Here is a 26,996-nt window from a genome sequence, read left to right as displayed (position 1 = left end):
ATGGATTCCACCCCGATCAAATCCCTGCTGATTGCGAACCGCTCCGAGATCGCCATTCGCGTGATGCGTGCGGCGGCCGAAATGGACATCCGCACCGTTGCCATCTATTCGAAAGAAGACCGCCTCGCGCTGCACCGCTTCAAGGCCGACGAGAGCTACTTGGTCGGCGAAGGCAAGAAGCCGCTCGCGGCCTACCTCGACATCGAGGACATCCTGCGGGTCGCTCGGCAGGCGAAGGTCGATGCGATTCATCCCGGTTACGGATTCCTTTCCGAGAATCCCGATTTCGCGCAGGCCGTCATCGATGCCGGCATTCGTTGGATCGGGCCGTCTCCCGAGGTGATGCGCACGCTCGGCAACAAGGTCGCGGCACGCAACGCAGCCATTGCCGCCGGCGTGCCGGTCATGCCGGCGACCGATCCGTTGCCGCATGATCTAGAGGCATGCAAGCGTCTCGCCGAGGGCATCGGCTACCCGCTCATGCTCAAGGCGAGTTGGGGCGGCGGCGGGCGCGGGATGCGCGTGCTCGAAAGCGAGCGCGATCTCGAGGCGTCGTTGGCTGCCGCACGCCGCGAAGCGCTGGCTGCGTTCGGGAACGACGAAGTCTATGTCGAGAAGCTCGTGCGCCGGGCTCGCCACGTCGAGGTGCAAGTGCTCGGCGACACGCATGGTTCGGTCGTGCACCTATACGAACGCGATTGCACCGTGCAGCGGCGCAATCAAAAAGTCGTCGAGCGCGCGCCTGCGCCGTACCTGGACGAAGCGAAGAGAGCGGCGCTGTGCGAGTCCGCATTGCAGTTGATGCGTGCCGTCGGCTATACGCATGCGGGCACGGTCGAATTTCTCATGGATGCGGAAACGGACCGCTTCTATTTCATCGAGGTGAATCCACGCATCCAGGTCGAGCACACCGTGACGGAGATGGTCACGGGGATCGACATCGTGAAGGCACAGATCCGCATTACCGAGGGCGGGCGAATCGGGGTAACGGAAAAAACGGGCGATGCCGACGCCGGAGCGGCGGTGCTCGCCGCCGGCGTTCCGTGCCAAGAAGACATTCGGCTGAATGGGCACGCGCTGCAATGCCGGATCACGACCGAGGACCCCGAGAACGATTTCTTGCCCGACTATGGGCAGTTGACGGCGTATCGCAGCCCGGCTGGCTTCGGCATTCGCTTGGACGGCGGGACGGCCTACGGTGGCGCCGTCATCACGCCGTACTACGATTCGCTGCTGGTCAAGGTCACCGCGTGGGCGCCGACGGCCGCCGAGTCGATTCAACGAATGGACCGGGCGCTTCGCGAATTCCGTATCCGCGGCGTCGCGTGCAACCTTCAGTTTCTCGAGAACGTGATCAATCATCCCGGCTTCATTGCCGGCGATGTGACGACGCGATTCATCGATCTCACGCCGTCGCTGCTCGAATTCACGAAGCGGCGGGATCGCGCGACGAAGCTGCTCCGCTATCTCGGCGAGCTGACCGTGAACGGCAACGTCGAGATGAACGGCCGTGCGATGCCGAAGTTCCCGCTGGCCAAGCCAGTGCTGCCGAAGATCGATACGTCTTGCGCGATCCCTCCTGGTACGAGAGACCGGCTGCGTGAACTGGGCCCCGAGCGCTTCGCGCAGTGGATGCTCGACCAGAAGCAAGTGCTGCTGACCGACACCACGATGCGCGATGCGCACCAGTCGCTGTTCGCCACGCGCATGCGCACGGCCGATATGCTGCCGATCGCGCCGTTTTATGCACGCCGGCTTTCGCAGCTGTTTTCACTCGAGTGTTGGGGCGGGGCGACCTTCGATGTCGCGCTGCGCTTTCTGAAGGAAGATCCGTGGGAACGGCTCGCGCTGCTGCGCGAACGGATCCCGAACATCTTGTTCCAAATGCTGCTGCGCGGTTCGAACGCGGTCGGCTACACGAACTATGCGGACAACGTCGTGCGTTTCTTCGTCAAGCAGGCGGCGAGCACCGGCGTCGATCTGTTTCGCGTCTTCGATTCGCTGAACTGGGTGCGCAACATGCGGGTGGCGATCGACGCCGTGCGCGAAAACGGCATGCTTTGCGAGGGCGCGATTTGCTACACCGGCGATTTGCTCGATCCGTCGCGCTCGAAATACGACCTCAAATACTACGTCGGCATCGCAACCGAGTTGCAGCGCGCGGGCGTGAACATTCTCGGCATCAAGGACATGGCCGGCATTTGCCGTCCGCAGGCGGCGGCTACGCTCGTCAAGGTACTGAAGGACGAGACGGGCCTGCCCGTGCATTTTCATACGCACGATACGAGCGGGATTTCCGCTGCGTCGTCGCTGGCCGCCGTTGCCGCCGGCTGCGATGCGATCGACGGTGCGCTCGATGCGATGAGCGGTCTCACGTCGCAGCCGAATCTGTCCAGTATCGCGGCCGCGCTGGCAGGCGGCGAACGCGATCCCGGCGTCGATCAGGACGACTTGCACGAGGCATCGACCTACTGGGAAGGTGTGCGCCGATACTACGCGCCGTTCGAATCCGACATCAGGGCCGGGACGGCCGACGTCTATCGTCACGAGATGCCCGGCGGCCAATATACGAACTTGCGCGAGCAGGCCCGTTCGCTCGGCATCGATCATCGTTGGACCGAGGTTTCGCGGGCTTATGCTCAGGTCAATCAGCTCTTCGGCGACATCGTCAAGGTGACCCCTACGTCGAAGGTCGTCGGCGACATGGCGCTGATGATGGTGGCGAACGACCTCAGCGTCGATGACGTTCGCAATCCCGCCAAGGAAATCGCGTTTCCGGAATCGGTCGTATCGCTGTTCAAGGGCGAACTGGGCTTTCCGCCCGATGGTTTCCCGGCCGAGTTGTCGCGCAAAGTGCTCCGGGGCGAGCCGCCGGCACCGTATCGGCCCGGCGACCAGATCGCCGCGGTCGATCTGGATGCGGCGCGTGCGCAAGGCGAGGCACTATGCCGGCAACCGCTCGACGATCGGCAACTCGCTTCGTACTTGATGTATCCGAAGCAGACCGGCGAGTACTACGCGCACGTGCGGACCTACAGCGATACGTCGGTGCTGCCGACACCGGCTTTCCTCTATGGTCCGCAGCCGCAGGAGGAAGTGGCGGTCGAGATATCGCCGGGCAAGACGCTGCTGATCGCGCTGCAGGGACAGCACCCGGATACCGAAAACGGCATGATCAAGGTGCTGTTCGAGTTGAACGGCCAGTCGCGCAGCGCGCTCGTCGAGCGCCGCACCACCGCGGCTCAGGCAGGCCACGCACGCCGAGGCCGCTCGCAGGCCGATCCGGCCAACCCGCTGCACATCGCATCGCCGATGCCGGGCTCGGTCGTCACCGTGGCGGTACAGCCAGGGCAGCGGGTGGCGGCCGGCAGCACGCTGATCGCGCTGGAGGCCATGAAGATGGAGACGCACATCGCGGCCGAGCGCGACTGCGAAATCTCGGCCGTGCACGTTCAGCCGGGCGACCGCGTCGCGGCGAAGGATCTGCTCATCGAGTTGAAGTAAAGACGGCGGCGCGTCTGGTTAGCCGGTTAGCCGGCGATCGGCAATGCCAGGCGCCACGCCAGATTGTCGCGGGCGCGCGCTTCGCAGCGCGTATGAAAGACCTCGGTATGGTAAATGCGCGGACGGGCGAGCAGTTTTTCCAGCATCGTTCGTTCGTGCCGATCGTATGCGCGGTCGTCGAGATCGGGCCGCTCGGCTCGCAGCCGCGCGCCGTCTTCGCAAAAGCGGCCGCGCGGGGCACCCAACATAGCGAGATCGATGTCGGCGGCGAAGCGTTCGTCCGTGTCGTCCGGCACCTGCGCATGCTTCGTCGCCAGGATCGAGCCGCACACGCGCTCGCTCGCCGCGATGGCCTCGTTCGCCCATTGCCGAAACCAGTCGGCGCTGCGCTGCTCGTTGTCGGCCGCGCCGGGCACGTAGATCACGTCGTGGCACCACAGCGCCAATTCGACGTCGTCGGGATGGGGCACCGCGCTGCGCACGTGATCGAGATCGCGCAGGCAGCGGCGGATGTGCCGCAGCGTGTGGTAGCGCCGCATCGGCTCGCCGTAGTTGCGCGCCAAATCGGCATAGACGTCCTCGGCGCATCGCCCGCCGCAGCGCGACCACAATGCGGTGAAGCGTTCTCGCGTCTGGCTCATGGTCAAAGAAATTCCCGGCGGATGTCGATGCTCGAGCGCTGGCCGACATCACGGTAGTGCTGCGTGAGCCAGACATCGGCCTCGTGCCGTCCGCGTTCGAACAGTTGACGCAGGAACGCCCAATCCGCGTTGTACTTGCTGGCCACGCTGAGCGCGCACATCGCTTCGTCGGCGCGGATCGAATGAATCAGCATTTCCTTCATCTCCCCGCGCTCGATCTTGCCTTGCTGAATGAGATCGGTGACGAAGGCGATCGCGCGCATCTCCCGCATCAGCGACGAGTTGAAGCTGATCTCGTTGATGCGGTTGAGGATATCCGCGGTCGTGATCGGCACGCCTCGCCGCACGACCGGGTTGATATGAACGATGACCACGTCGCGCGTTTCGCAGTGGTAGATCAGCGGGTAGATGGCCGGATTGCCCATATAGCCGCCGTCCCAGTAGTGCTCACCGTCGATTGGGACGGCCTGAAACAGCGTCGGGACGCAGGCGGAGGCCAGCACCGCATCGGCGGTGATGTCGTCGCCGGTGAAGAGCCGGATTTTCCCCGTCTCGACGTTGGTTGCGCATAGATAGAGATGAATAGGGCACTGCTTGCGCAGTAAGGCGAAATCGACCTGGCTTTCCAAGACTTCGCGCAACGGGTTCACGTTCTGCGGATTGAATTGGTAGGGCGAGAAAATGCGGAGCACCATGTCGGCGAACGCATAGAGCGGCGAGTGATCGAGGCCGAAGATATGCGTCCCCTTGAGCCACGGGGCCCAGCGCAACGGGTTGTAGCGTTCGGCCGAAAGCGACACTGCATGCCAGAAATCATGCAGCGCTCGGCGCGCGCCATCCTCGCCGCCTTTGAGCAGTCCATCGGCGAGCACCGCGGCATTCATCGCCCCGGCACTCGTCGCGCTGACGCCTTCGATCTCGAGCCGGCCGTCTTCGAGCAGCCGATCGAGCACCCCCCAGGTGAATGCGCCGTGCATGCCGCCGCCTTGCAAGGCCAACGCGATTCGCTTGCGCGCTCCGTTGCCATGCGGGCTCGTTGTCTTCGTCGGCATCGTTCCGTCTCCTCGATCGTCGTGCACGGCACCTCATGCCAGTTCCTCGAGTTCCTCGAGCAGCGCTTTTGCGTCGCGCAGGTCGGCCGTGTCGAAGCCCTCGGTGAACCAGCCGTAGATCTCGGACAGCGCTTGCCGAGCCTGCACGATCTTGCCCTCGCGCTGCCATAGGCGAGCGAGATTCGACATGGCGCGCAATTCGAGCGATTTGGCGCCTTGACGGCGCGCGACGGAGATCGCCCGGCGCAAGCAGGCCTCGGCTTCGTCGCGGTGCGCGGAGGTACGCGCGTCCGCGCTCGACGCATCGAGCAGCAGTGCACCCTCGAGCCGATGCAGTTCAGCTTCGTAGCAACGCTCGTCGCTCGCTTCCATGACCGCGATCGCTTGCTCGAGCATGCGCCGGCCGGCCTCGATGTCGCCCGCGCGCCTCAGGCCATCGGCAAGCAGCGCTAGAAAGTACGAACGTTGGTCCGCGCTGCCGACGGCTTCCTCGGCGGCCAAGCCTCGGCGCATCTGCGAGATTCCCTCTTGGAGGCTGCCGCACTGGGTGCGTACCCACCCTTGAAAGAGGGTCCCCCAGGTAGCCCAGAACGGAAAACCCTGCTCGGCCGAAATGGCGATCACGGCCTCGGCATATTCGCGTGCGATCGACGGCTCGCGCCGCAACTGGCGCAGCTCGGCGGCGTAAGCGAGGCTGAAGGCCAAGGTCGGACCATACGCGAGCTTACGGGCGAGCGCGACCGCTTCCAGGCTTCGAGCAAGCGCTTGATCGGGATACCCCTGAACCCACAACGTCAAGACGAGGAAGTTCAAGGCGCGGATACCGGGGTCCACGCCGTGCACGAACACGTGGGCCTGGTGGCGCTCGGGATCGTAGAGGGCCAGCGCCTGTTCCTCGTGAGCGCGAGCGTCGGCGAATTCGCCCTGCAGGAATCCGCACACGCCGATGGCGCCATGCGCTTCCACGAGCAGATCGGGATCGTTTGCATCGAGCGCCGTGCGCAGCATTCGCTCGCTGAATTCGCGCGCACTCGCGTGCTGCGCGCGCGACATGTAGTGAATCCTCAATCCCAGGTGCACCGCGAACCTTTGCTCCGTTTCGCCGATCTCGTCGCACAATGCGAGGGCACGCTCGTAGGTGGCCGCGACCTCCCCCGCGCCATAGCCGCGCACGTCCATCAAGGTCGGCCCGAGCGCAAGCAGCAGCGCCAATTCCTGCTGTTTGCGCGAGGGCGTGTCTGGCAAACGTTCGAGCAACTGCAATGCGGCGCCGAGGTGGTGCATCGCATCCTGATGGGCGGCATGGCGAATGGCCTGCTGCGCGGCGCGATGCAGATACTCCACGGCCTTCGGGATGTTGCCGCTCAAGCTGTAGTGGTGTGCCAGCTCGCTGCAATAGTCGGCGATGCGCGTGGGAAACAGTGCCTCGAGCGCCTGTGCCGCAAGCTCGTGCAAGGCGCTGCGCCGCTCGGTCAGCAGCGAATGGCCGGCGACCTCCTGCGTCAATGCGTGCTTGAACGAGTACTCGACCTCCGGGAATGCCGGCCGCTCGTAGATGAATTCGGCCGCTTCGAGATTGGCGAGCAGGCGGCGCAGCGTTTCATCGTCGAGGCCGCCGCGGCCTCCGCAAATGCGTTGAACCAGGCTGAACGGGAATTCCTTGCCGAGCACGGCCAACGTTTGCAGCAGTTCCTTTTCCGCGACGCGGAGCCGATCGATCCGCGCGGCGAGCACGCCTTGCACGGTCGTCGGAATGTGCAGCGTGGTGGGCGTTTGCTCGATCCGGTAGCGCCCCGGCTCGCCGGCGAGCGATTTTTCTTCGACCAGCGTCTGAACCACTTCCTCCATGAAGAACGGATTGCCTTCGGTCTTCTCCAAGACGAGCTGCTTGAGCGGAGCCAGACCCGCATCGTCGCCGAGCAGCGCCGTGAGCAGTCCCTGCGCTTCGGTCGCGCTGAGCGATTCGAGCCGCAGCCGCGTGCATTCGTCTGCGTATTGCCAGCTAGGTCGGTATTCCGGGCGGTAGTTGACGAGGAGCAGGATCCGGCTATTCGGCACATGCTCGATGAAGCGAGCGAGGAATGCATCGGTCTCGCGGTCCAACCATTGAAGATCCTCGAAGAGGAGTTGGACCGGCTGGTCGCGGCTTTCGCGCGTCAACAGTCGAGTGATCGCATCGAAGGCGCGGTCTCGCCGAATGCCCGAATCCATGTCGGCCAACGCCGCATCCGTTTCGCCGATGCCTAGCAGGCATAGGACGTAGGGCACCGCAGTCTCGAACTGCCGCTCGAGCGTCAGCATCTTGCCCAGGACTTTCTCGCGGCATCGCCGCTCGTCGTCCTGCGTCGTGATCTGAAAGTAGTTTCTCAAGAGTTCCATCAGCGGCAAGTTGGCGAACGCTTTACCGTGCGAAACCGAGAATGTCTCCAACACCAGGCAGCCGCGCCGCGAGCGTTCCTTGAACTCGTGGAACAGCCGCGACTTGCCGACTCCGGCTTCCCCGACCGCCGCGACGATTCGTCCGTGCCCCGCCTTGGCTTGCTCGAGCGCCTCGTGCAGACGCGCGAGCTCGGCGGCACGCCCCACGAACTGCGCGAGCCCGCGATGCGCCGAGCGTTGCAGGCGCGTGCGCAACGCACCCGGGCCGAGCACTTCGTACACCGACAGCGGAGTGGGAATCCCCTTGAGCTGCGTGGCGCCCAACGCCTTGAATTCGAAATAGCCCTCGGCGAGCTTATGCGTGGCCTCGCTGACGAGGATGGAGGAGGGCGTGGCGATGCCTTCCATCCGCGAAGCGATGTGAATCGTGTGGCCGACGGGATCGTAATCGGTGTGCAAGTCGTCGGTGCGGATCGAATGCACGACGACTTCCCCGGTATGCACGCCGACGCGAATCTGCAGTGGAATGCCTTTTTCGAGCCGGATGCGATCGCCGTGACGGCGCATCGCTTCTTGCATGCGCAGCGCCGCATACAGCGCCCGCTGCGGATGATCCTCGTGGGCGATCGGGGCGCCGAACAATGCGAGGATGCCGTCGCCGAGCGATTTGGCGATGTAGCCTTCGTAGTAGTGGACGGCCTCCATCATCAACGCGACGACAGGTTCGATCAGACGATGGGCTTCCTCGGGATCGAGATCGTGAACCAGCGCCGTCGATCCCGCCATGTCCGCGAACAGCGCGGTGACGGTCTTGCGTTCGCCCGCGATTTCGCCGCGGGCTTCCATGGCGGCTTGCTCGGCCCGGATGCGCTCGGCCAAATGGTGCGGCGTGTAGTGCACGGGTGCCGCGGGCGGCGCGTAAGCGAAGCGGACCGAAGTGGGCGATGCGGGGGCGTCGGTCAGGGGCGCGCCGCACTCGCTGCAGAATTTGGCAGAGGATCCGGCTTCATGGCCACAGCGCGGACAGACGCGCGACAGTATCGCGCGGCACGTTTCGCAGAACCTCGCGCCAGCGAGATTCTCGAATCCGCAATGTGCGCAGCGCATACGATCTTCCCCGCCTAATGCTTTCTCCTTGCAATAGAAACATTAGGCCGTAGACCGACCGGCTGCAAGCTTCAGGCGTCAGGCTTCCAGCTTCAAGCCGCCTGCGCCCCCACGTTCGTCTTCGCGCTGTTCGTCTCTTGCATGTACGGCACGCGCGCGAAGACTTCCGCGATCCAATCGGCGAACACGCGCACTTTGCGCGGCATGTGCCGGTTGCGCGCGTACATGATCGAAATGGGCCGCGTCGGCGAGCAGTAATCCGTCAGCACTTCTTTGAGCTCGCCCGTTTCGAGGTATTGGGCGAGCGGGAAAGTCGCGCTCTTGAGCAGGCCCAGCCCGTGCAGGCCGCATGAAATATAGGCGTCGACGTCGTTCACGGCAATGAGGCCGCGCATATCGACGGTCTCGACGACGCCGTTGACGACATAATCCCAGCTGCGCACGCGCCCCGTGTTGCTCGAGACGTAGTTGACGCCGATGTGATCGCGCAGATCGGCGATCGTCTTGGGCTCGCCGTATTTCTCGAGATAGGCGGGCGAAGCGCAGGTGATGCGCCGCATGTTGCCGATGCGGCGCGCGACGAGGCCGGAATCTTCGAGCTCGCCGGTCCGAATCACGCAATCGACGCCTTCCTCGACGATGTCCACTTGACGGTCGCTCAGGCCCATCTCGATCTCGATGTCGGGATAGCGTTCGAAGAAATCAGGAAGCGCGGGGATGACGACGAGCTTCGCGACGAGCGCCGGCAGATTGACCTTCAGCCGCCCCTTCGGGCTCAGCTTCGCATGCGTGAGCTCGGCCTCCATTTCGTCGACTTCGGCCAGCACGCGGATGCTGCGCTGGTAATAGGCCTCGCCGTCATCCGTGACGCTGATGCTGCGCGTCGTTCGATTGAGCAGACGCGCGCCCAAATGCGCTTCGAGCGCTTGCACCGTGCGCGACACCTGCGGCGCGGCGAGTTGCAGCGATTCGGCCGCCTTGACGAAGCTGCGCGACTCCACGACGCGCGTGAACACCTTCATTGCAAAGAAGCGGTCCATGACCCACCTCCCTTACGTATCGTTTTTCTATGGCAACGCGATCGTCCGATGTCCGATGCGATGGCCTGCTTGCTCGACTGCTCGACTGCTTGACTGCGCGACGTTCGATTGCCATGCGCAGTGATCGGCCAGGCCGACCCTCGGGCCGCAAACGTGCCAGCCGGCAGCTGCCGATTGTTATCCCAGCGGCACCAATGAATTCCGGATTTACGTATTTATCCGGGAAGACCCTAAGCCTACACTGCATTCACCTGCTGCACACGACCGTGTTCGCAGCTCCTTAAAACAGTAGTCGGAGGTCGTCATCATGAACTCGCTCATCAAGCAAATCGCCGTCGCCGTTGCGCTTATCGCGCCCCTCGCTTCTTCGTTCGCTCAATCCAATCAACCGCTCACGCGCGAACAAGTGCGCGCCGATTTGGCGCGTGTCGAGCGCGCCGGTTACAACCCGCGCGACTGGATGCATTATCCGGACAACATTCAAGCCGCCGAGCAGCGTGTCGCCGCACAACAGGGCATTGCCCAAGCGGATACGAGCGGCTATGGGCCCAGCGTCGAAGGTACGACGCAATCGGGCCGCAGCGTGACGAACGGCGCGGCGAGCAGCTATTCGCCGCCCGTCTATCAACACAATTAAGCACCGGTACTGAAGCGATAACGCAATGGGCGAGGCACCTTACGTGCATCGCCCATTCGTCGCGGCCAACCCGCCGTCGAATCGTCTCCGAGCCGCTGGGGTTCCCGGTGGTGTTTGCCCAGGTCATCGCGGCCTGGGCTTTTTTCCTGTGTACGCCAAACGGGCATCACGTCAGCGCATCACGTCGGCATTAAGCGAGCGTCAGCGTCACGTCGATGTTGCCCCGCGTCGCGTTCGAATACGGGCAGACTTGATGCGCTTTTTCGATGAGCGCTTGCGCGGCGGCGCGATCCATGCCCGGCAGCGCAATCTTCAGTTCGACCTCGATGCCGAACCCGTTCGGAATCGCGCCGATGCCGACGCTGCCGTCGATCGAGACGTCTTGCGGGAGGGCGATCTTGTCGCGTGCCGCCACGAACTTCATCGCGCCGATGAAGCACGCGCTGTAGCCCGCCGCGAACAGTTGTTCGGGGTTCGCACCGTCGCCGCCCGCGCCGCCGAGTTCGCGCGGCGTCGTCAAACGCAGGTCGAGGCCGCTGTCGGGCACGACGGCTCGGCCGTCGCGGCCGCCGGTTGCACGAGCATGGGCACGGTAGAGAACTTTTTCGATCGACATGGTGTGGCTCCTATCAGGGAAGGTGTAGCGACGTTGGTTGGGGCGGCCTACCCGGTAGAAGATAGGCCATTCACGTAAAACTGCCGGTTGCTTCGGAAAAACTCGCTGCTGCTCAACGATTGCGTGCTTCGTACTGCGCGGTCGGCGATCCATCCATTCCATCAATAAATCTATCTATCAGAAGGTAGACGGCCGAACCGATTAAAAGGGCGCGCATGCGCCCCGGCCCTGCTTTTACGGCATCACTTCGACAACTTGAACGATGCTTCGACCTCGTCGAGCCGGCTCCGCGCGCGAAACAAGCGGCTGGCCAGTCCGGCGCCTTGCAAGGCGGCGAAAAACGCGCGCGCCGCCTGCTCGGGCTTTGCGCTCGTCGACAGCGTACCGTCGCGCGCGCCTTCGGCGAAGACCTTGGCGAGCCAAGTCTCGTTCGCCTTGAAAAACGCTTGCACGGCGAGGCGAACGGGCTCGGGCAACGTTTCGATATCGGCCGCGAGCATGCCGCACAAGCAGATGTGATCGCCATCGCCGAGCGTGCGGCCGAACATTTTCGCGAACTTCGCGAGCTTGCCTTCGGCCGGCAAGGCGGCGTCGATCGTTTGGACCGCGCTCTGCACTTCCTGCGTGTAGGCATGAACGGCTTCGAGCACCAGATCGTCTTTCGACGGAAAGTAGTAGTGGATGCTCGAAGTCTTCACGCCGACGAGCTCCGACAAGTCCCGATAGCTGAACCCGTTGTAGCCGCGCAGCATCATGAGCGTGATCGCATGATCGAGGATCTGCTCGCGCACCGTCTTCGTCGTTTCCATGATGCGCACTTTATCTACTGATAGGTAGATAGTCAAGGCCTTTGTGCGACACGCATGCCGTCAGTCTGCGGCGCTCGCCTCCGGCGCGGGATGAGGCCGAGGATCTTCGTGCATGGACAACTTGACGGCGGCTGCCGCGAGCATCGCCGTCACGTCGTCGAGCGAAGGGGCCACGTACTCATCGATGCGTCGCATATACGGTGTCGTCAGCGCAGCGACTGCGTGTCCCGAAGGGCCGAGGATGGGGAACGTCACGTCGGTCACGCCGAACGTCTGCGCGCTGTCCTTGCGCAAGTGTCCGTGTGCGCGGACTGCCGAGAACGTCGCAGCGAGCGCGGCATGATCGAGCGCGATTTCGCCCTTGACCTTCGTATGCTCGGCCAGCATCCGCGAGCGCTCGGCGTCGCTTTGGAACGCCAGCATCATCTGCCCCGAAGCGGTATCGATCAACCCCACCCGCGAACCGAGCCGGATCGACAACCCCCACGTGCCCGGACCGTCGACTTGGGCGATTACGAGCAAGTTGCCGCGGTCGTAGACGGTCAGATGGACCGACTGCTCGGCTTCGTCGGCGAACGCCTGCATGACGGGCAGCGCCGCGGTGATGAAGCGATTCATCGGGGGATGACGGTGCGCGAGCGCAAACAGCTTCAGGCTCAGCGAGTACCGATCGCCGCCCGCGGAACGCACGACGTACTGCCGGGCGACGAGGCGCTCGAGCATCCGGTAGATCTCGCTGGCGTTGCGTCCGAGCGCTTTCATGATTTCGGCGCGCGTCAGCCCGTCCTTTTGCTCGGACAAAAGCTCGAGGATATCGAGCCCTTTGTCGAGCGCGGGGGCACGGTAGCGCTCGGCTTCGTCGAGCGCGGCCTCGGGGGCTGCGTCGCTTGAATTCGGTGTCTTGGAGGCTTTCACGGGCGGGGTCGTCTCATGCGTTGCAAAGTCAGTAAGGGAAAACACCGGCGAGCGCCGCACTTGACGGCGGATCGTCCGTATATGAATAATAAGTTCATCCATGAATCAATGCACCGATTGATGGAGGCGAGCAACGCACGCGGGGCGATGCACTCCCGGTCGCATCCGGTTGCTCGAAACCCGCAGCATATCGAAGCCATCGCAGGACCATAAGATCAGGACGGATCATCCGTCCCCTTGCGTTGCGTCTGACCGACGCATCACCGAGAAGCATGGAGCCCAAGCAGCGCTGAACGCCGGATTGGGCCAGGAGACGACTATGACATCGAGCATCGAACCGGTTGACGCCGGGCAGTGTGCAGTTCGTGCAGTCCGTGGTGTTTCGCCGCGCGTACGGCGCGGGGCCGTCGCATTGGCGGCTGCGCTCGGCATGATCGGCGCGCCGGCCGCCCATGCGGCAGGGGCAGAGATCGGCGCCAACTTGCCGCTGCTGACGTCGCCGTTCTGGCAGGCGTACAACAACTATCTGCCGCAATACGCCAAGCAGTTGGGCCTCGACATGCTCGCGCCCGTGAATTCGAACGGCGACCCGGCGCAGCAGATCACCGACATCAACAACCTGCTCAATCAGGGCGTCAAAGGCATCGTGACCGGCCCGCTCGATTCCGCTGCCATCAGCCGTGCGCTCGACGCAGCTTCGGCCAAGCACGTCCCGGTCGTGGCCGTCGACGTCGCGCCGACGCAGGGCAAGGTCGCCATGGTGGTGCGCGCCGATAACCGCGCCTACGGGGAAAAGGCGTGCAAGTACATCGGCGATCACGTGAGCGCCGGCAAGGTCGTGCAGATCATGGGCGACCTCGCATCGGTCAACGGCCGCGACCGCTCCGAGGCGTTCCGCTCTTGCATCAAGACGCACTATCCGAAGCTGAAGGTGCTCGAGATTCCGGCCGCATGGAAGGGCGACGTGGCTGCATCGGCGCTCGATAGCCTCTTGACGGCGAACCCGGACGTGAAGGGCATCTACATGCAAGCGGGCGGCGTCTATCTGTCGCCCACGCTCCAGACGCTGCGCCGCAAGAACATGCTGTTCCCGGCCGGCGATCCGAAGCATATCGTCATCGTCAGCAACGACGGCATTCCGCAGGAGTTCGACGCGATCCGCAAGGGTGAGATCGATGCCACCGTCTCGCAGCCCGCCGACAGCTACGCGAAATACGGCCTGTGGTACATGAAGGAAACGCTCGCGGGCAAGACCTTCAAGCCCGGTCCGACGGATCACGACAGCACGATCATCCAGCTCGCGCCCGGGATTCTCGAAGATCAGTTGCCGGCACCGCTCGTGACGAAGGCGAACGTCGACGACAAGAACCTTTGGGGCAACACGCTCAAGTGATCGATCGAGCCGTCCGGCATGCGTGCGCAACTGCGTTGCCGCGGGCATCGGCCCACGCATACCGGCCATCGAACCCTTCTGGATTGAAGCGAGCCGACATGGCAGTCGTTCCTCTCATTAGCGAAGCCGGTGTATCGGGCGAAGCTGCCGGGCGCGCGGCGGTTCCCGTCGTCGAGGCGCTCGGTGCAACGAAGCGCTTCGGCTCGACGACGGCGCTCGCCGACGTCAGCCTGCGCGTCATGCCCGGCGAGTCGCATGCGCTCGTGGGCCGCAACGGCGCCGGCAAATCGACGCTCGTTTCGTTGCTCACGGGGCTGCGCAAGCCCGACCAGGGTGAAATCCGCTTCGGCGGCGAGCTTGCGCCGCCGATCGCCGATCGCGATGCGTGGCGCGAGCGCGTCGCGTGCGTGTATCAGCACTCGACGGTCATCCCCGAGCTCAGCGTGGCCGAGAATCTTTTCGTGAACCGGCAGCCGGCGCGGCGCGGCATCATCGACTGGCGGGCCATGCGGCGCGAAGCGCGGACATTGCTCGATCATTGGCATATCGACGTCCGCGAGGACGCTCGTTGCGGCGATCTCGGCGTCGAGGCTCGGCAACTCGTCGAAATCGCGCGGGCGCTTTCGCACGGCGCACGCTTCATCATCCTGGACGAACCCACCGCACAACTCGACGGCGACGAGATCAAGCGGCTCTTTCGCCGCATCGAAGAACTGCAGCGCGAAGGCGTCACGTTCCTCTTCATTTCGCATCACCTGCAAGAGGTCTATGAGATTTGCCAAGCCGTCACGGTCTTGCGCGATGCCCGCCGTATCTTGACGTCGCGCGTCGACCGCTTGCCGAGGGAGGCGCTGATCGAAGCGATGACGGGCGAGGCGGGCGGCGTCGCGTGCGCCGATGCCTCGCGGCGAGCGCCGCTTGCCGATGCGCCGCTCACGCTCGAAGTGGCCGCGCTGAGTGGCGACGACTTCGAGGATGTCTCGTTCAACGTGCGCCGCGGCGAAGTCGTCGGGCTGACGGGCGCGACGAGCAGCGGACGCACGAGTGTTGCGGAGGCGATCGCGGGGCTGCGCCGGCCGCATTCGGGTGCCGTGCGCGTGTCGTCGGGCGAGGGCGGTGCACGCACCGCGCTGCCTTACGGCGACGTGCCCGCCGCGCTCGATGCCGGGGTCGGCTGCGTGCCGAAGGACCGGCATCGGGAAGGGCTCGTGCTCACGCAGTCGATCGCCGAAAACGCGACCATGACGCTCGTGCGCCACATCGCCCGCTTCGGGTTGGTGCGGCCCTCGATCAAGGTGAAGCTCGCACGCGAGGCGATCGATTCGCTCGGCATCGTGGCGCCGGGGCCGCTCGCGCTCGTGTCGGGGCTATCGGGTGGCAATCAGCAAAAAGTCGTCATGGCGCGGGCGCTCGCGACCGATCCTCGCGTGCTCGTGCTGATCGACCCGACGGCCGGCGTCGACGTGAAATCGAAGGAAGCGTTGCTCGCGATGGCCGAGCGTGCGCGCGATGAGGGGCGCGCGGTCATCGTCGCCAGCGGCGAGCTCGACGATCTGCGCGGCTGCGACCGCGTGCTCGTCATGTTTCGCGGCCGCATCGTCGACGAATTCGCGGCCGGATGGCAAGACCATGAATTGATCGCATCGATCGAAGGAGTCGATCTCAATGAAGCCTAGTTTGTCGAGCCCGGGGCCGCAGGCCCGCACGGCAGGATTCGCCGTCGCAGGGGGCGTTCATGCGCGCGGCGCACGTATCGAGTTGGCGCGCTGGCGCGACTTGGCGCTGCTACCGGCGCTCGCTTTGCTCATCGTCATCGGCGCGTGGGTCAGCCCCAGCTTTCTCACGCGGGCCAATCTCGTCAGCGTCCTCGGCGCATCGGCCGCGCTCGCGCTCGTCGTGCTGGCCGAATCGCTGATCATCATCGTCGGCAAGTTCGACTTGTCGCTCGAATCGACCGTGGGCTTCGCCCCGGCGCTCGGCGCCATGCTCGTCATGCCGGCCGCGTCGAGCGGCTTCGGCTGGCAATGGCCGCCACTTGCCGGGCTGCTCGTCATCGTCGTCATCGGCGCGCTGATCGGCTGGGTCAACGGCCTGCTCGTCGTGCGGCTCCGCTTGAACGCGTTCATCGTCACGCTGGCCATGCTGATCGTCTTGCGCGGGATGCTCGTCGGCGCGACCAAGGGCGGGACGTTGTTCGACATGCCGCCGTCGTTCTTCGCGTTGGCGACCGTCACCGTGCTGGGCCTGCCGTTGTCGGTGTGGCTCGCCGCGGCCGCCTTTGCCTGCGCCGCGTTCATGCTGCGCTATCACCGCATCGGCCGCGCGCTGTATGCGATCGGCGGCAATGCGCAAGCGGCCCGTGCCGCCGGGATACGCGTCGAGCGCGTCGTATGGGGCGTGTTCGTGCTCGGCAGCGCGCTGGCGTCGATCGGCGGCTTGATCGTGACCGGTTACGTCGGCGCAATCAACGCCAATCAAGGCAACGGGATGATCTTCACCGTGTTCGCGGCGGCCGTGATCGGCGGCATCTCGCTCGACGGCGGCAAGGGAACGATGTTCGGCGCGCTCACGGGCGTGCTGTTGCTCGGCGTCGTGCAGAACTTGCTGACGCTGGCGCAGGTCCCGTCGTTTTGGATTCAGGCGATCTACGGCGCCATCATTCTCGGCTCGCTGATGATCGCGCGCGTGGCCGGCAGCCAGGAGTAACGCGAGCATGACACTCGATCCCAGGCTGCTGCTGCTTTCTCCCGACGACAACTGCCTCATCGCGGCCACGACGCTCGAGTCCGGCACCGCGCTCGCGATCGAAGGCGAGACGGTGACGCTGCGCACGACGATCCCCCTCGGGCACAAGCTGGCCCGGCATCGGTTGCCGGCCGGCGACAAGGTTCTGCGCTACGGCGCGCCGATCGGCCACGTCACGAGCGACGTGGCCCGCGGCGAGCACCTGCACACGCATAACCTCGTCAGCGATTATCTGCCCACGTACACGCTCGACGCCGGCCACGCCTACGTCGAGGACGATGCCTCCTGACTTTTTCGGCGAAACGTTCATGAACGAGATCCACACCGATTCCGCGCCGCTTCTCGGCTATGCGCGCAGCGACGGGCGCAAGGGAATCCGCAACGTCGTCGCCGTCGCTTATCTCGTCGAGTGCGCGCATCATGTCGCGAGTGCGATCGTCTCGCACTTCGCTCCGCGGCTCGGCGACGACGACTTCGACGTGGCCGATGCGCATGACGCGCAGCCCGACGTGCATTTGATCGGCTTTCCCGGCTGCTACCCGAACGCGTACGCGCAGAAGATGCTCGCGCGCATCGCGACACATCCGAACGTCGGAGCGGTGTTGTTCGTTTCGCTCGGCTGCGAGAGCATGAACAAGCATCATCTGGCCGACATCGTGCGCGAAAGCGGGCGGCCCGTCGAAGTGTTGACGATTCAGGAAACGGGCGGCACGCGCAGCACGATCGCGCGCGGCGTCGAATGGGTCGGGCAGGCGCGGGCCGCGCTCGCCGCGATGCGGCCCGTGCCGATGCGGCTCGACGAGCTCATCGTCGGCACCGTATGCGGCGGCTCCGACAGCACGAGCGGCATCACGGCGAACCCGGCCGTCGGCCGCGCCTTCGATGCGATGATCGAGCAGGGCGCGGCGTGCGTATTCGAGGAAACGGGCGAGCTCGTCGGCTGCGAATATCACATGAAGTCGCGCGCCGCCCGGCCCGAACTCGGCGATGCGATCGTCGCTTGCGTGGAGAAGGCCGCGCGCTACTACACGATCATGGGCCACGGCAGCTTCGCCGTCGGCAACGCGGACGGCGGCCTCACGACGCAAGAGGAGAAATCGCTCGGCGCCTATGCGAAAAGCGGGGCATCCCCGATCGTCGGGATCGTCAAGCCCGGCGACATCCCGCCGACGAGCGGTCTTTACCTGCTCGACGTCGTGCCCGACGGCGAACCGCGCTTCGGCTTTCCGAACATCAGCGACAACGCCGAGATCGGCGAGCTCATCGCTTGCGGCTGCCACGTCATTTTGTTCACGACGGGGCGCGGCTCCGTCGTCGGCTCGGCGGTTTCGCCCGTGATCAAAGTGTGCGCGAACCCGGCCACGTACCGCAATCTGTCGGGCGACATGGACGTGGACGCGGGCCGGATCTTGGAGGGCCGCGCCTCGCTCGACGAAGTCGGGCGAGAAATCTTCGATCTGACGATGGCCGTCGGACGCGGCGTTCGGTCGAAGTCGGAAATGCTCGGCCACCAGGAATTCATCTTGACCTACAAGGCGTTCGAGCCGATCGGCCCGGGCTGCCTGCCGATCGTGCCGGCAACGGCCGTACGGGTGAACGCATGAGCGCCGGCACGGTTGCCGACGTCGGCTTGCCGCGGCGCATTGGCCGCACCGCGATCGAAGTCACTTCGCTCGGCTTGGGCTGCGCGGGGCTCGGAGGCTTGTATCGCGACGTCGGCGAGCACGATGCGCGCGCCACGATCGATTGCGCCTGGGACGCCGGGGTCAGGTTGTTCGACACGGCGCCTTACTACGGCTATACGAAAAGCGAGCATTACGTCGGCGCGGCACTGCGCGAGCGCGAACGCGGCGCGTATGTACTGTCGACGAAAGCCGGCCGGCTCATGCAGCCCGACCGCGGCGATCGAGCCCGCGCGCCGCGCGACGGCTGGGCGCATCCGCTGCCGTTCACGCCCGTCTACGACTACACCTACGACGGCATCTTGCGCTCGTTCGACGACAGCCTGCAGCGGCTCGGCGTCGCGCGCATCGATATCTTGCTCGTGCACGACATCGGGACGTTCACGCACGGCGAGCGCAACGCGCATTACTGGCGCCAGTTGAGCGAGGGTGGGTTCAAGGCACTCGATGCGTTGCGCGCATCGGGTGCCGTGGGCGCGGTGGGGCTCGGCGTCAACGAGGAAGCCGCCGTGCTCGACGCCATGCGCGAGTTCGATATCGACTGCGCGCTGCTCGCGGGCCGCTATACGCTGCTCGAACAGCGCACGCTCGACGCGCTGCTGCCCGAGTGCGAACGGCGCGGCGTGTCGATTCTCGTCGGCGGGGCATTCAATTCCGGCATCCTTGCGCGCGGCGTGCGACACTTGCGCGAGACACCGAACGAGGGCTCCAGCGCGCTCAAGTTCAACTACGGCGAAGCGCCGGCCGACGTCATAGACCGCGTGGCTCGGATCGAGGCCGTCTGCGATGCGCACGGCGTGCCGCTGCCGAGCGCCGCATTGCGCTTTCCCTATGCGCACCCGGCGGTCGCGAGCGTATTGACGGGAGCCAGCAATCCCGGGGAGCTGTTGCAGAACGTCGCGGCGTTCACTGCACGGATTCCGCCCGCGCTGTGGCAGGCCTTGCGCGCGGAGGGGTTGTTGGACCCGCGTGCGCCGATTCCCGACGCTTGACCGACGGCGCATTGCACGCGTAATCGACCGAAACCGCCCACGATGGATACGATCGACGCACATCAGCACTTCTGGCAACCGGCTCGCGGGGACTACGGCTGGCTCACGCCGGCGCTCGCGCCGCTCTACCGCGATTTTTTGCCGCAAGATCTGCGGCCGCTCACGCAGGCCGCAGGGGTGCGGTGCAGCATCGTCGTCCAAGCCGCGCCCACGCTCGAAGAAACGCGCTACCTGCTCGACTTGGCGCGCGACGATGCGGCGATCGCGGGCGTCGTGGGATGGGTGCCGCTCGACGATCCCGACGCCCCCGCGCTCATCGGCGAGCTCGCACGGGAGCCCAAATTCAGGGGTGTGCGGCCGATGCTCCAAGACCTGCCTGACGACGGCTGGATCGCGCGCCCGGAACTCGATCCCGCGATCGAGGCGCTGAGCCGCCGCGGCCTGGTGTTCGATGCGCTCGTGCTCACGCGCCATCTACGGTATCTGCTGCCGTTCGCGCGACGCCATCGGGGCTTGCGGATCGTCCTCGATCATGGCGCCAAGCCGCCGATCGCCGACGGCGCGGTGGGCTGGCAGCCCTGGGCCGCGCACGTTGCGGAACTCGCGGCGCTGCCCAACGTTTTCTGCAAGATATCGGGATTGGTGACCGAAGCGGCAACGCCGTGCACCGATTCGATGCTCGAACCGTACCTCGCGCACCTGGTCGAACATTTCGGCCCGGCGCGTGCGATGTGGGGCAGCGATTGGCCCGTCGTCGACATGAACGGCGGCTATCTTGCCTGGCACGCGTGCGCGATGCGCTTTGCCGAGCATCTGAAGCCTCATGAGCGTGCCGCGCTGTTCGGCGGTACGGCACGAGCCTGCTATGGTCTTTGAATGTCTTTTATCGACGGAGCCTCGCAAAGAATGACCGCCACCGCCAAAAACTTCCCCGAGCCCATTTCCACGCGCCTGGCCGGCAAGACGGCACTGATCACGGCCGCGGCCCAGGGCATCGGCCGCGCGTGCGCCGAGCGTTTCGCGCAAGAGGGCGCGCGCGTGATCGCCACCGACATCCGCCTCGACTTGCTTGCCGACGCACCGTTCGACACGCGGCTGCTCGACGTGCGCGACGGTGCGGCGATCGCCGCGCTGGCCGAGTCGGTCGGCTCCATCGACGTGCTCGTCAATTGTGCGGGCTTCGTGCACGCCGGTTCGGTGCTCGAGTGCGACGACGCAGACTGGGAATTCGCGTTCGATCTCAACGTCAAGTCGATGTATCGCACAATACGGACGTTTCTGCCCGGCATGCTCGAGCGCGGCGGCGGCTCGATCGTCAACTTGGCGTCGGCGGCCTCGAGCGTCAAGGGCGTGCCGAACCGGTTCGTCTACGGCACGACGAAGGCGGCCGTGATCGGTCTCACGAAGTCAGTGGCAGCCGATTTCGTCACGCGGGGGATCCGCTGCAATGCGATTTGCCCCGGGACCGTGGCGTCGCCCTCGCTCAGTGCGCGCATTGCCGAGCAAGCGCAGGCGCAAGGCAAACCGGTGGCCGAAGTGGAGGCGGCATTCGTGGCGCGTCAGCCGATGGGGCGCATCGGCCGGCCCGAGGAAATCGCGGCGCTGGCCGCTTACCTCGCGTCCGACGAGGCCGGCTTCACGACCGGGCAGATTCACTTGATCGACGGCGGGTGGTCGAATTGAGGCATAAAGAGGCGTAAAGAGGCACGAAGCACAGTGGAGCAAGCAGTGCGTCGCGAGCGCCGCGGTGCTTGGTGAGTGGCTTGGTGATTGATGCGTTAGCTATCTTCGGGATTGGAACACTAGGATGAAACTTCTTCGATACGGCCCGAAGGGCCAGGAAAAGCCGGGGCTCGTCGATGCCGACGGCGTGATGCGCGATCTGTCGTCGGTCGTCGACGACATCGCCGGTGACGTGCTCGGCGATGCGTCGCTCGCGCGCCTGCGCGGCGTCGATCCGTCGACGCTGCCGCGCGTGCCCGACGGCGTGCGCATCGGCGCGTGCGTCGGACGCGTGGGCAAGATGGTCTGCATCGGGCTCAACTATGCCGATCATGCGGCCGAATCGAACCTGCCGGTGCCGGCGGAGCCCGTCGTCTTCAACAAATGGACGAGCGCGATCGTCGGTCCGAACGACGACGTCGAAATTCCGCGCGGCTCGACGAAGACGGATTGGGAAGTGGAGCTTGGCGTGGTGATCGGCAAGACCTGCAAGAACGTCGAGGCGGCCGATGCGCTCGGTTACGTGGCCGGCTACTGCGTCGTCAACGACGTTTCCGAGCGCGAATGGCAAATCGAGCGCGGGGGCCAGTGGGACAAGGGCAAGGGCTTCGACACGTTCGGCCCGATCGGGCCGTGGCTCGTGACGCGCGACGAGGTGCCCGATCCGCAGCAGCTCGACTTGTGGCTCGAAGTGGACGGCCACCGCTATCAGAACGGCAACACGCGGACGATGATCTTCAGCGTCGCCGAGGTCGTCTCTTATCTGAGCCGCTGCATGAGCTTGCAGCCCGGCGACGTCATTTCGACGGGCACGCCGCCCGGCGTGGGGCTCGGCATCAAACCAACGCCGGTCTATTTGAAAGCGGGGCAGACGATGCGCCTCGGAATCGCGGGCCTGGGCGAACAGCGGCAACGGACGGTGCAAGCCGAGTAATCGCTACGCGCGCCCGTGCACGGCTGGCGGCCGCTACCGCTGCCGAGCCGCGTGGGCGCGGAACCTTCTCTTCGGGCTGGCTGCTCCTCGGGCGTCAGACGCGCCCGAGCGCGTCCAGGTTGACGATGCGAATGCGCTTGCCGTGCGTTTGCAGCAGCCCGTCCCTCTGGAACTTCGAGAACATGCGGCTCACGGTTTCGAGCTTCATGCCGAGAAAGTTACCCATCTCCTCGCGCGTCATCCGCAGATTGAACTCGGCGGCCGAGTAGCCGCGCGCTTGCATGCGGCTCGACAGATTGAGCAAGAAGGAGGCGACGCGCTGCTCGGCGCTCATCGTTCCGAGCAGCATCATCAGCGACGATTCGCGGACGATCTCGCCGCTCATCATGCGCAGCACTTGCTGCTGCAGCTTTTTCGATTCCGCGCACATCGCTTCGAGCAACGCATAGGGAATGATGCAGACGCTGCTGTCTTCGATGGCGATCGCGTTGCTGCTATGGCGTTCGGTGCAGACGCCGTCGAGCCCGAGCACTTCCCCCGCCAGATGAAAACCCGTGACCTGCTCGCGGCCGTCGCGATGCAGGACGACGGTTTTGAACGAGCCGGAGCGGATCGCATAAATGCTCTGGAACGGATCGTTGGCGCGGTAGATGGCATCCCCGCGCTTGACGAGACGCGTCGCGCTGACGATCGAATCGAAGCGCGAGAGTTCTTGAGCGTTCAGCGTTTGGGGCATGCAGGCCGAGCGCATCGAGCAGGTGGCGCAGTGCTGCGCCGTGCGGCTGCCTGCTGCGTCGCCGCTCGTACGGGCGGAGGCTCCTACCGATGCCGCCGCGATATCGTTCGCGAAGGTTGCTTCGTTGAACATACGACCTCCTAGGCAACTGCGCGGCAGGGCGCCGCAAAGTGCCATTTGTTGTGTCGCAGTATCGAAGGTCCGGCGCTAGAAGAAAATCGGCGGCGTATGAAAGTGAGGTAAGCGTTTTGGAAGCTTTGTAAGGATTTTCCTACATCGAATCGTGGCTGAGTTTCTTGCTTGCCGGGGCTGGCGGGGCGACGGAAACGATGACGCACGTTGATGTCTCGTTCGATCCGCCCTCGGCCGGCTAGGCATCGCTCACCTCGATGACGGGCGCCCGTAGCCCTCGTGCAGGCACGGTGTCTATCGGCAAGCCCGGCGAGCATTTTTTCTGCGAAACGCCTTCAGAGCCGGATGCACGACTTCGCGCCACCGCGGCCCGGTGAACAAATCATAGTGATCGCAATCCTCGACGGTGATCCGCATCTTCATCTGCTCGGGCACGCCCGAGCAAATGCCATGCGCCGCGTGCGTTTGCTCGGCGCCGGTAATGTCGTCGCGATCGCCTTCCACCGTGCAAAGCGCCGTCGCCGTCAGCGCTTCCGGCATCACGCGGCGCGCGCCGACAGACCACGTTCCGCGCGGGAACCGCTGCTCTTGAAAAACGATGCGCAACGTATCCAGGAAGTACTCTTCGTCCATGTCGAGCACGGCCGAATATTCCTCGAGCGCGCGCAGGCTGGCCGCGAGGGCGCCGGCATCGCCCGAGACGCGGCTCGTCCAGTAGCGCGACTCCAGCGCCATCTGACGATGCGGATGCGCTGCTACGATCGCCGCGTGCTGCACGTACCCCGGATAGATGCGCCGCCCAGCACCGGCATAACCGGGCGGCACGACATCGATGACGGTGCGGCGGAACCACTCGAGGCCGTGCGTCGCCGCAACGCGGTCGATCATCGTCGGATGCAAGCGCGTGTCGATCGGTCCCCCCATCAGCGTCACGCTCAGCGGCGCGAGCTTGGCGTCGGAGGCTGCCGCCAAGGCGGACGCAGCCAGCGCCGGCGGGGCCGCTTGGCAAACGGCGAGCATGTGCACACCGTGCTCGGCGAGCGCGCGCAAGCAGCGCTCGACCACGAGCACATAGTCGGTGAGGCCGAAGCGGCCTTCGCTCAGCGCGACGTCGCGCGCGTTGGCCCAATCGGTGACGTAGACGTCGGCGTCTTCGAGCAGTGTCTCCACCGTCTCGCGCAGCATCACTGCATGATGTCCGGCCAGCGGCGTGACGAGCAGCACGCAGGGCGATCGTTGCGCGTCGGTCTCGTCGTCGGAAGCCGCGGCTGCAGCCGTTCGACCGCGCGAGCGCGAGGCGGGAGCGGTGGATCGGTGTGCCGCGCCGCGGTGTTCGGCCGCTCCGGCACCGAATTCGCGCCTGAACCGGCGCAGCGCGCAAAACGGCGTTCGATCGACCACGGCCTCGCTCACCGGCACGGCGTTGCCGGCAATCCGCACCGATTCGATCGCGAATGGCGGCGGCTCGGGCGTCGCTTGCAGCAGCCGGTAAAGCCAGTCGCAGCCCGGCAGCGCGACGCTTGCCCAGCGTGCATCGCGCAGGTCCGGCGCGCCGGCGCGCCAATTGGCCGGAGCGTCCGGCACAGCGCCCCACGGTGCGCCGGCTAGCGCCGTCCAGGCGTCGAGCGAGCGCATCAGTGCACGCTGCGCTTCTAGCCATTGATAGAGCATGGTGGCCTCCGGCTCGGGTGAGGCGCGGCACCGTGGGTCGGCCCGTCGTGCGGCCGCGGGCGCAGGCGAGCCTCGGGGCCTCGCGTCACGGCGCGAACGGCCGTTTTCCCGATTTGGCTATTGTGCGGACCGGCGACTGCAACTTGCAACCCTGCGCAATCGATCCGGGCGGCCATACCGTGTGCTCGAACTGCACCAGGGGCTTGCTCGACCGGTCCAAATTGCCGAGTCGGGTCGCACCTGTTGTACTATTGGACGTTTTTGTCCAACGAACCGATCACGCATGCTCGATTTCTTCCGCAACCATCAGCGCCTGATGATGCTCATGCTCGTCCTCGTCATCGTGCCGGGGCTGGGCGTCCTAGGTATACAAGGCTTCCGCGGTTTTTTTGACGAAAGTGCGAACGTCGCGAGCGTCAACGGACACAAGATCACCCGGGTGGAATTCGACGACGCGATGCGTCAGCAGCTGGATCAAGCGCGCCAGTTCCTCGGTGCGCAGTTCGACGCCAAGGCGCTCGACACGCCCGCGCGCCGCCGCGATCTGCTCGACAACCTGATTCAACAGCGTGTGCTGGCCGACGAAGCACAGCGCGAGCATCTGACGGCATCGGACGACGCCGTGCGCCGCGCGTTGCTCTCGGACCCGGTCGTCGCGTCGCTGCGCAAGCCGGACGGCTCGATCGACATCGATCGTTACAAGCAGCTGCTCGCGATGCAGGGCATGACGCCTGAGCAATACGACGAGCGCGTGCGCTACGGTTTGGCGTTGGAGCAGATTCCGCAAAGCATCGAATCGAGCGCGTTCACGCCGAAGTCGTTGGCGCTGCGCATCGCTCAGCTCGCCGAAGCGCAGCGTTCGGTGCAGGGGCTCGTGCTCCATGCGAGCGACTACGCGTCGAAGGTGCAGCCCACCGATGCGCAGCTCGCGAGCTATTACGCGGCTCACAACGCCGACTTCGCGACGCCTGCCACGGCCACGATCGACTACCTCGTGTTGTCGCCCGCCACGCTTGCGACGGCAGCCACCCCGACCGATGCCGAGGCGAAGCAGTATTACGACCAGAACGTATCCCATTACACGACCCCGCGCGAAGTGCGCGTGAGCCAGATTCTGATCGCGTCGCCGAAAACGGCCAGCCCGGCCGACGACGCCAAGGCGAAAGCCAAGGCCGAAGCGGTGCTGGCAGAGGTCAAGGCGCATCCCGACCAATTCGCGCAGATTGCGCAGAAGGAATCGCAAGATCCCGGCTCGGCTGCCAAGGGCGGCGATTTGGGCTGGTCGACGAGCGGCGTGCTGACGGGTGAAAAGACGTTCGATGCGGCGGCAATGGCGCTGAACAAAGGCGAGGTGAGCGATGTCGTTCATTCGTCGTTCGGCTACCACATCATCAAGGCTGTCGACGTCAAGCCGGCTGCGACGAAGCCGTTCGACGACGTGAAAGCGTCGATTCTCAACGATTTGAAGACGCAACTCGCGACGAAGGCGTTCAGCGACGACAGCGACGGCTTCACGTCGACGGTCTACGAGCAGGCCAAGAGCCTGAAGCCGGCCGCCGACAAGTACAAGCTGACGGTCCAGACGGCTACCGTTACGCCGAAGGCGAATCCGAAGCTGCCACCGAACAGCCCGCTCAACAATCCGAAGTTCCTCGCGGCGGTGTTCGCTGACGATTCGATCAAGAATCACAACAACACGCAGGCGATCGACGTCGGCAACAGCACGCTCATTGCCGCGCACGTGACCGACTACAAGCCGGCCGCCACGCCGCCGCTCGCGTCGATCAAAGATGCGGTGCGCGCGAAGTACGTGGCGGAGCAAGCGGCCGAACTGGCGCGCAAGGACGGCGAGGCCAAGCTGGCCGACCTGCAAAAATCGAAATCCACCGCCGGCTTCGGCGCCGAGCAGAAGGTCTCGCGCACCGATGCGCAGGGTGTCTCGCCGCTCGCGCTCAGCGCGATCTTCAAGGCCGACGACAGCAAGCTGCCCGCCTATGTCGGCGTGGATCTCGGCAACGACGGTTATGCGATCTATCGGGTCAACGCCGTGGTGCCGCCGGCGCCGATCGATGCGCCGCGCTTGGCGGCCGCGCAGCGCCAGCTCGCGCAAGTCGATGCGCAAGCGCAACTTGAAGCCTATGTGGCATCGCTGCGCCAGCGCTCGAAGGTGAAGATCTACGACACGTCCGGCAGCTCGCCGCAGTCCGATTCGCAGTAACGCGAAGCCCGCATCACCGGAAACGCAAAACGAACCGCGCCCGCATCATCGGCGCGGTTTTTTTACGTAAG

At 65.0% G+C, this 26,996-nt stretch carries 21 protein-coding genes; 12 read left to right on the top strand and 9 right to left on the bottom strand.

Annotated elements, in window-relative coordinates; genetic code table 11:
* A complete protein-coding gene (locus ACTHNZ_RS24245; RefSeq protein ID WP_440545135.1) occupies window positions 1-3,504 on the top strand; it encodes a pyruvate carboxylase in 3,504 nt (1,167 codons plus the stop codon).
* Between the two features lie 26 nt (window positions 3,505-3,530).
* On the opposite strand, the gene ACTHNZ_RS24240 is transcribed toward ACTHNZ_RS24245, so the two are convergent.
* The 4 genes from ACTHNZ_RS24240 to ACTHNZ_RS24225 all read right to left on the bottom strand — a co-directional run bounded on the left by ACTHNZ_RS24240 (window position 3,531) and on the right by ACTHNZ_RS24225 (window position 9,723).
* A complete protein-coding gene (locus ACTHNZ_RS24240) occupies window positions 3,531-4,145 on the bottom strand; it encodes an HD domain-containing protein (RefSeq protein WP_440545134.1) in 615 nt (204 codons plus the stop codon).
* 2 nt (window positions 4,146-4,147) lie between these two features.
* Window positions 4,148-5,197 carry a patatin-like phospholipase family protein gene (locus ACTHNZ_RS24235; RefSeq protein WP_440545133.1) on the bottom strand — a complete coding sequence of 350 codons (1,050 nt, stop codon included), beginning with the start codon at window positions 5,195-5,197 and terminating at the stop codon, window positions 4,148-4,150.
* 33 nt (window positions 5,198-5,230) lie between these two features.
* Window positions 5,231-8,683 (bottom strand): adenylate/guanylate cyclase domain-containing protein, encoded by a 3,453-nt coding sequence (locus tag ACTHNZ_RS24230; RefSeq protein WP_440545132.1) that lies wholly within the window; start codon window positions 8,681-8,683, stop codon window positions 5,231-5,233.
* A 92-nt stretch (window positions 8,684-8,775) separates the two neighbouring features.
* Window positions 8,776-9,723 (bottom strand): LysR family transcriptional regulator, encoded by a 948-nt coding sequence (locus ACTHNZ_RS24225; RefSeq protein ID WP_440545131.1) that lies wholly within the window; start codon window positions 9,721-9,723, stop codon window positions 8,776-8,778.
* A 307-nt stretch (window positions 9,724-10,030) separates the two neighbouring features.
* Between ACTHNZ_RS24225 and ACTHNZ_RS24220 the strand changes: the two genes are divergently transcribed.
* Window positions 10,031-10,360 (top strand): DUF4148 domain-containing protein, encoded by a 330-nt coding sequence (locus tag ACTHNZ_RS24220; protein WP_440545130.1) that lies wholly within the window; start codon window positions 10,031-10,033, stop codon window positions 10,358-10,360.
* Between the two features lie 190 nt (window positions 10,361-10,550).
* Here the strand turns inward: ACTHNZ_RS24220 and ACTHNZ_RS24215 are convergent, their stop codons facing one another.
* The 3 genes from ACTHNZ_RS24215 to ACTHNZ_RS24205 form a co-directional block, all read right to left on the bottom strand.
* On the bottom strand, window positions 10,551-10,976 hold the full coding sequence (locus tag ACTHNZ_RS24215) for an organic hydroperoxide resistance protein (RefSeq protein ID WP_440545129.1): 426 nt from the start codon (window positions 10,974-10,976) through the stop codon (window positions 10,551-10,553).
* A gap of 242 nt (window positions 10,977-11,218) precedes the next feature.
* On the bottom strand, window positions 11,219-11,785 hold the full coding sequence (locus tag ACTHNZ_RS24210; protein WP_440545128.1) for a TetR/AcrR family transcriptional regulator: 567 nt from the start codon (window positions 11,783-11,785) through the stop codon (window positions 11,219-11,221).
* Window positions 11,786-11,845: 60 nt separating this feature from the next.
* Window positions 11,846-12,802, bottom strand: coding sequence for an IclR family transcriptional regulator (locus ACTHNZ_RS24205; RefSeq protein ID WP_440545127.1), 957 nt, complete (start codon window positions 12,800-12,802; stop codon window positions 11,846-11,848).
* 328 nt (window positions 12,803-13,130) lie between these two features.
* Between ACTHNZ_RS24205 and ACTHNZ_RS24200 the strand changes: the two genes are divergently transcribed.
* From ACTHNZ_RS24200 to ACTHNZ_RS24160, 9 genes are all read left to right on the top strand, one after another.
* Window positions 13,131-14,093: a sugar ABC transporter substrate-binding protein gene (locus ACTHNZ_RS24200; protein WP_440545142.1), complete on the top strand. Its 963-nt coding sequence runs from the start codon at window positions 13,131-13,133 to the stop codon at window positions 14,091-14,093.
* Between the two features lie 98 nt (window positions 14,094-14,191).
* Window positions 14,192-15,769, top strand: a complete 1,578-nt coding sequence (locus ACTHNZ_RS24195) for a sugar ABC transporter ATP-binding protein (RefSeq protein ID WP_440545126.1) — start codon at window positions 14,192-14,194, stop codon at window positions 15,767-15,769.
* The gene (locus ACTHNZ_RS24190) at window positions 15,759-16,799 is read left to right on the top strand and encodes an ABC transporter permease (RefSeq protein WP_440545125.1); all 1,041 of its coding nucleotides are present in this window, start codon (window positions 15,759-15,761) and stop codon (window positions 16,797-16,799) included. The genes ACTHNZ_RS24195 and ACTHNZ_RS24190 overlap by 11 nt, the downstream gene beginning before the upstream one ends.
* A 7-nt stretch (window positions 16,800-16,806) precedes the next feature.
* The gene (locus ACTHNZ_RS24185) at window positions 16,807-17,127 is read left to right on the top strand and encodes a UxaA family hydrolase (protein ID WP_440545124.1); all 321 of its coding nucleotides are present in this window, start codon (window positions 16,807-16,809) and stop codon (window positions 17,125-17,127) included.
* A 19-nt stretch (window positions 17,128-17,146) separates the two neighbouring features.
* The gene (locus ACTHNZ_RS24180; RefSeq protein ID WP_440545123.1) at window positions 17,147-18,442 is read left to right on the top strand and encodes a UxaA family hydrolase; all 1,296 of its coding nucleotides are present in this window, start codon (window positions 17,147-17,149) and stop codon (window positions 18,440-18,442) included.
* Complete coding sequence (locus ACTHNZ_RS24175) at window positions 18,439-19,512, top strand: aldo/keto reductase (RefSeq protein ID WP_440545122.1); 1,074 nt, start codon at window positions 18,439-18,441, stop codon at window positions 19,510-19,512. The genes ACTHNZ_RS24180 and ACTHNZ_RS24175 overlap by 4 nt, the downstream gene beginning before the upstream one ends.
* Window positions 19,513-19,554: 42 nt before the next feature.
* Entirely contained in the window at window positions 19,555-20,388 is an 834-nt protein-coding gene (locus ACTHNZ_RS24170) for an amidohydrolase family protein (RefSeq protein WP_440545121.1), read from the top strand.
* Between the two features lie 63 nt (window positions 20,389-20,451).
* Window positions 20,452-21,195, top strand: coding sequence for an SDR family oxidoreductase (locus ACTHNZ_RS24165; protein ID WP_440545141.1), 744 nt, complete (start codon window positions 20,452-20,454; stop codon window positions 21,193-21,195).
* 124 nt (window positions 21,196-21,319) lie between these two features.
* Window positions 21,320-22,168, top strand: a complete 849-nt coding sequence (locus ACTHNZ_RS24160) for an ureidoglycolate lyase (RefSeq protein WP_440545120.1) — start codon at window positions 21,320-21,322, stop codon at window positions 22,166-22,168.
* 94 nt (window positions 22,169-22,262) lie between these two features.
* Here the strand turns inward: ACTHNZ_RS24160 and fnr are convergent, their stop codons facing one another.
* Together fnr and phaZ are read right to left on the bottom strand one after the other, a co-directional pair.
* Entirely contained in the window at window positions 22,263-23,036 is a 774-nt protein-coding gene (fnr, locus tag ACTHNZ_RS24155; RefSeq protein WP_440545119.1) for a fumarate/nitrate reduction transcriptional regulator Fnr, read from the bottom strand.
* Between the two features lie 294 nt (window positions 23,037-23,330).
* The gene (gene phaZ / locus ACTHNZ_RS24150; protein ID WP_440545118.1) at window positions 23,331-24,707 is read right to left on the bottom strand and encodes a polyhydroxyalkanoate depolymerase; all 1,377 of its coding nucleotides are present in this window, start codon (window positions 24,705-24,707) and stop codon (window positions 23,331-23,333) included.
* A 283-nt stretch (window positions 24,708-24,990) separates the two neighbouring features.
* On the opposite strand from phaZ, the gene ACTHNZ_RS24145 reads away from it, so the two are divergent.
* Window positions 24,991-26,925 carry a SurA N-terminal domain-containing protein gene (locus tag ACTHNZ_RS24145; protein WP_440545117.1) on the top strand — a complete coding sequence of 645 codons (1,935 nt, stop codon included), beginning with the start codon at window positions 24,991-24,993 and terminating at the stop codon, window positions 26,923-26,925.
* Window positions 26,926-26,996: the final 71 nt, after the last annotated feature.

The organism is Trinickia sp. (assembly GCF_051953955.1).
Classification (GTDB): Bacteria; Pseudomonadota; Gammaproteobacteria; order Burkholderiales; family Burkholderiaceae; genus Trinickia.
This window is presented reverse-complemented; position numbering and strand designations above follow the sequence as displayed.

Bases quoted from the DNA above. Each gene is read 5' to 3' on its own strand.
- ACTHNZ_RS24245 (WP_440545135.1), top strand. From the start codon at position 1: ATGGATTCCACCCCGATCAAATCCCTGCTGATTGCGAACCGCTCCGAG.
- ACTHNZ_RS24240 (WP_440545134.1), bottom strand. From the start codon at position 4,145: ATGAGCCAGACGCGAGAACGCTTCACCGCATTGTGGTCGCGCTGCGGC.
- ACTHNZ_RS24235 (WP_440545133.1), bottom strand. From the start codon at position 5,197: ATGCCGACGAAGACAACGAGCCCGCATGGCAACGGAGCGCGCAAGCGA.
- ACTHNZ_RS24230 (WP_440545132.1), bottom strand. From the start codon at position 8,683: ATGCGCTGCGCACATTGCGGATTCGAGAATCTCGCTGGCGCGAGGTTC.
- ACTHNZ_RS24225 (WP_440545131.1), bottom strand. From the start codon at position 9,723: ATGGACCGCTTCTTTGCAATGAAGGTGTTCACGCGCGTCGTGGAGTCG.
- ACTHNZ_RS24220 (WP_440545130.1), top strand. From the start codon at position 10,031: ATGAACTCGCTCATCAAGCAAATCGCCGTCGCCGTTGCGCTTATCGCG.
- ACTHNZ_RS24215 (WP_440545129.1), bottom strand. From the start codon at position 10,976: ATGTCGATCGAAAAAGTTCTCTACCGTGCCCATGCTCGTGCAACCGGC.
- ACTHNZ_RS24210 (WP_440545128.1), bottom strand. From the start codon at position 11,785: ATGGAAACGACGAAGACGGTGCGCGAGCAGATCCTCGATCATGCGATC.
- ACTHNZ_RS24205 (WP_440545127.1), bottom strand. From the start codon at position 12,802: ATGGATGAACTTATTATTCATATACGGACGATCCGCCGTCAAGTGCGG.
- ACTHNZ_RS24200 (WP_440545142.1), top strand. From the start codon at position 13,131: ATGATCGGCGCGCCGGCCGCCCATGCGGCAGGGGCAGAGATCGGCGCC.
- ACTHNZ_RS24195 (WP_440545126.1), top strand. From the start codon at position 14,192: ATGGCAGTCGTTCCTCTCATTAGCGAAGCCGGTGTATCGGGCGAAGCT.
- ACTHNZ_RS24190 (WP_440545125.1), top strand. From the start codon at position 15,759: ATGAAGCCTAGTTTGTCGAGCCCGGGGCCGCAGGCCCGCACGGCAGGA.
- ACTHNZ_RS24185 (WP_440545124.1), top strand. From the start codon at position 16,807: ATGACACTCGATCCCAGGCTGCTGCTGCTTTCTCCCGACGACAACTGC.
- ACTHNZ_RS24180 (WP_440545123.1), top strand. From the start codon at position 17,147: ATGAACGAGATCCACACCGATTCCGCGCCGCTTCTCGGCTATGCGCGC.
- ACTHNZ_RS24175 (WP_440545122.1), top strand. From the start codon at position 18,439: ATGAGCGCCGGCACGGTTGCCGACGTCGGCTTGCCGCGGCGCATTGGC.
- ACTHNZ_RS24170 (WP_440545121.1), top strand. From the start codon at position 19,555: ATGGATACGATCGACGCACATCAGCACTTCTGGCAACCGGCTCGCGGG.
- ACTHNZ_RS24160 (WP_440545120.1), top strand. From the start codon at position 21,320: ATGAAACTTCTTCGATACGGCCCGAAGGGCCAGGAAAAGCCGGGGCTC.
- fnr (WP_440545119.1), bottom strand. From the start codon at position 23,036: ATGTTCAACGAAGCAACCTTCGCGAACGATATCGCGGCGGCATCGGTA.
- phaZ (WP_440545118.1), bottom strand. From the start codon at position 24,707: ATGCTCTATCAATGGCTAGAAGCGCAGCGTGCACTGATGCGCTCGCTC.
- ACTHNZ_RS24145 (WP_440545117.1), top strand. From the start codon at position 24,991: ATGCTCGATTTCTTCCGCAACCATCAGCGCCTGATGATGCTCATGCTC.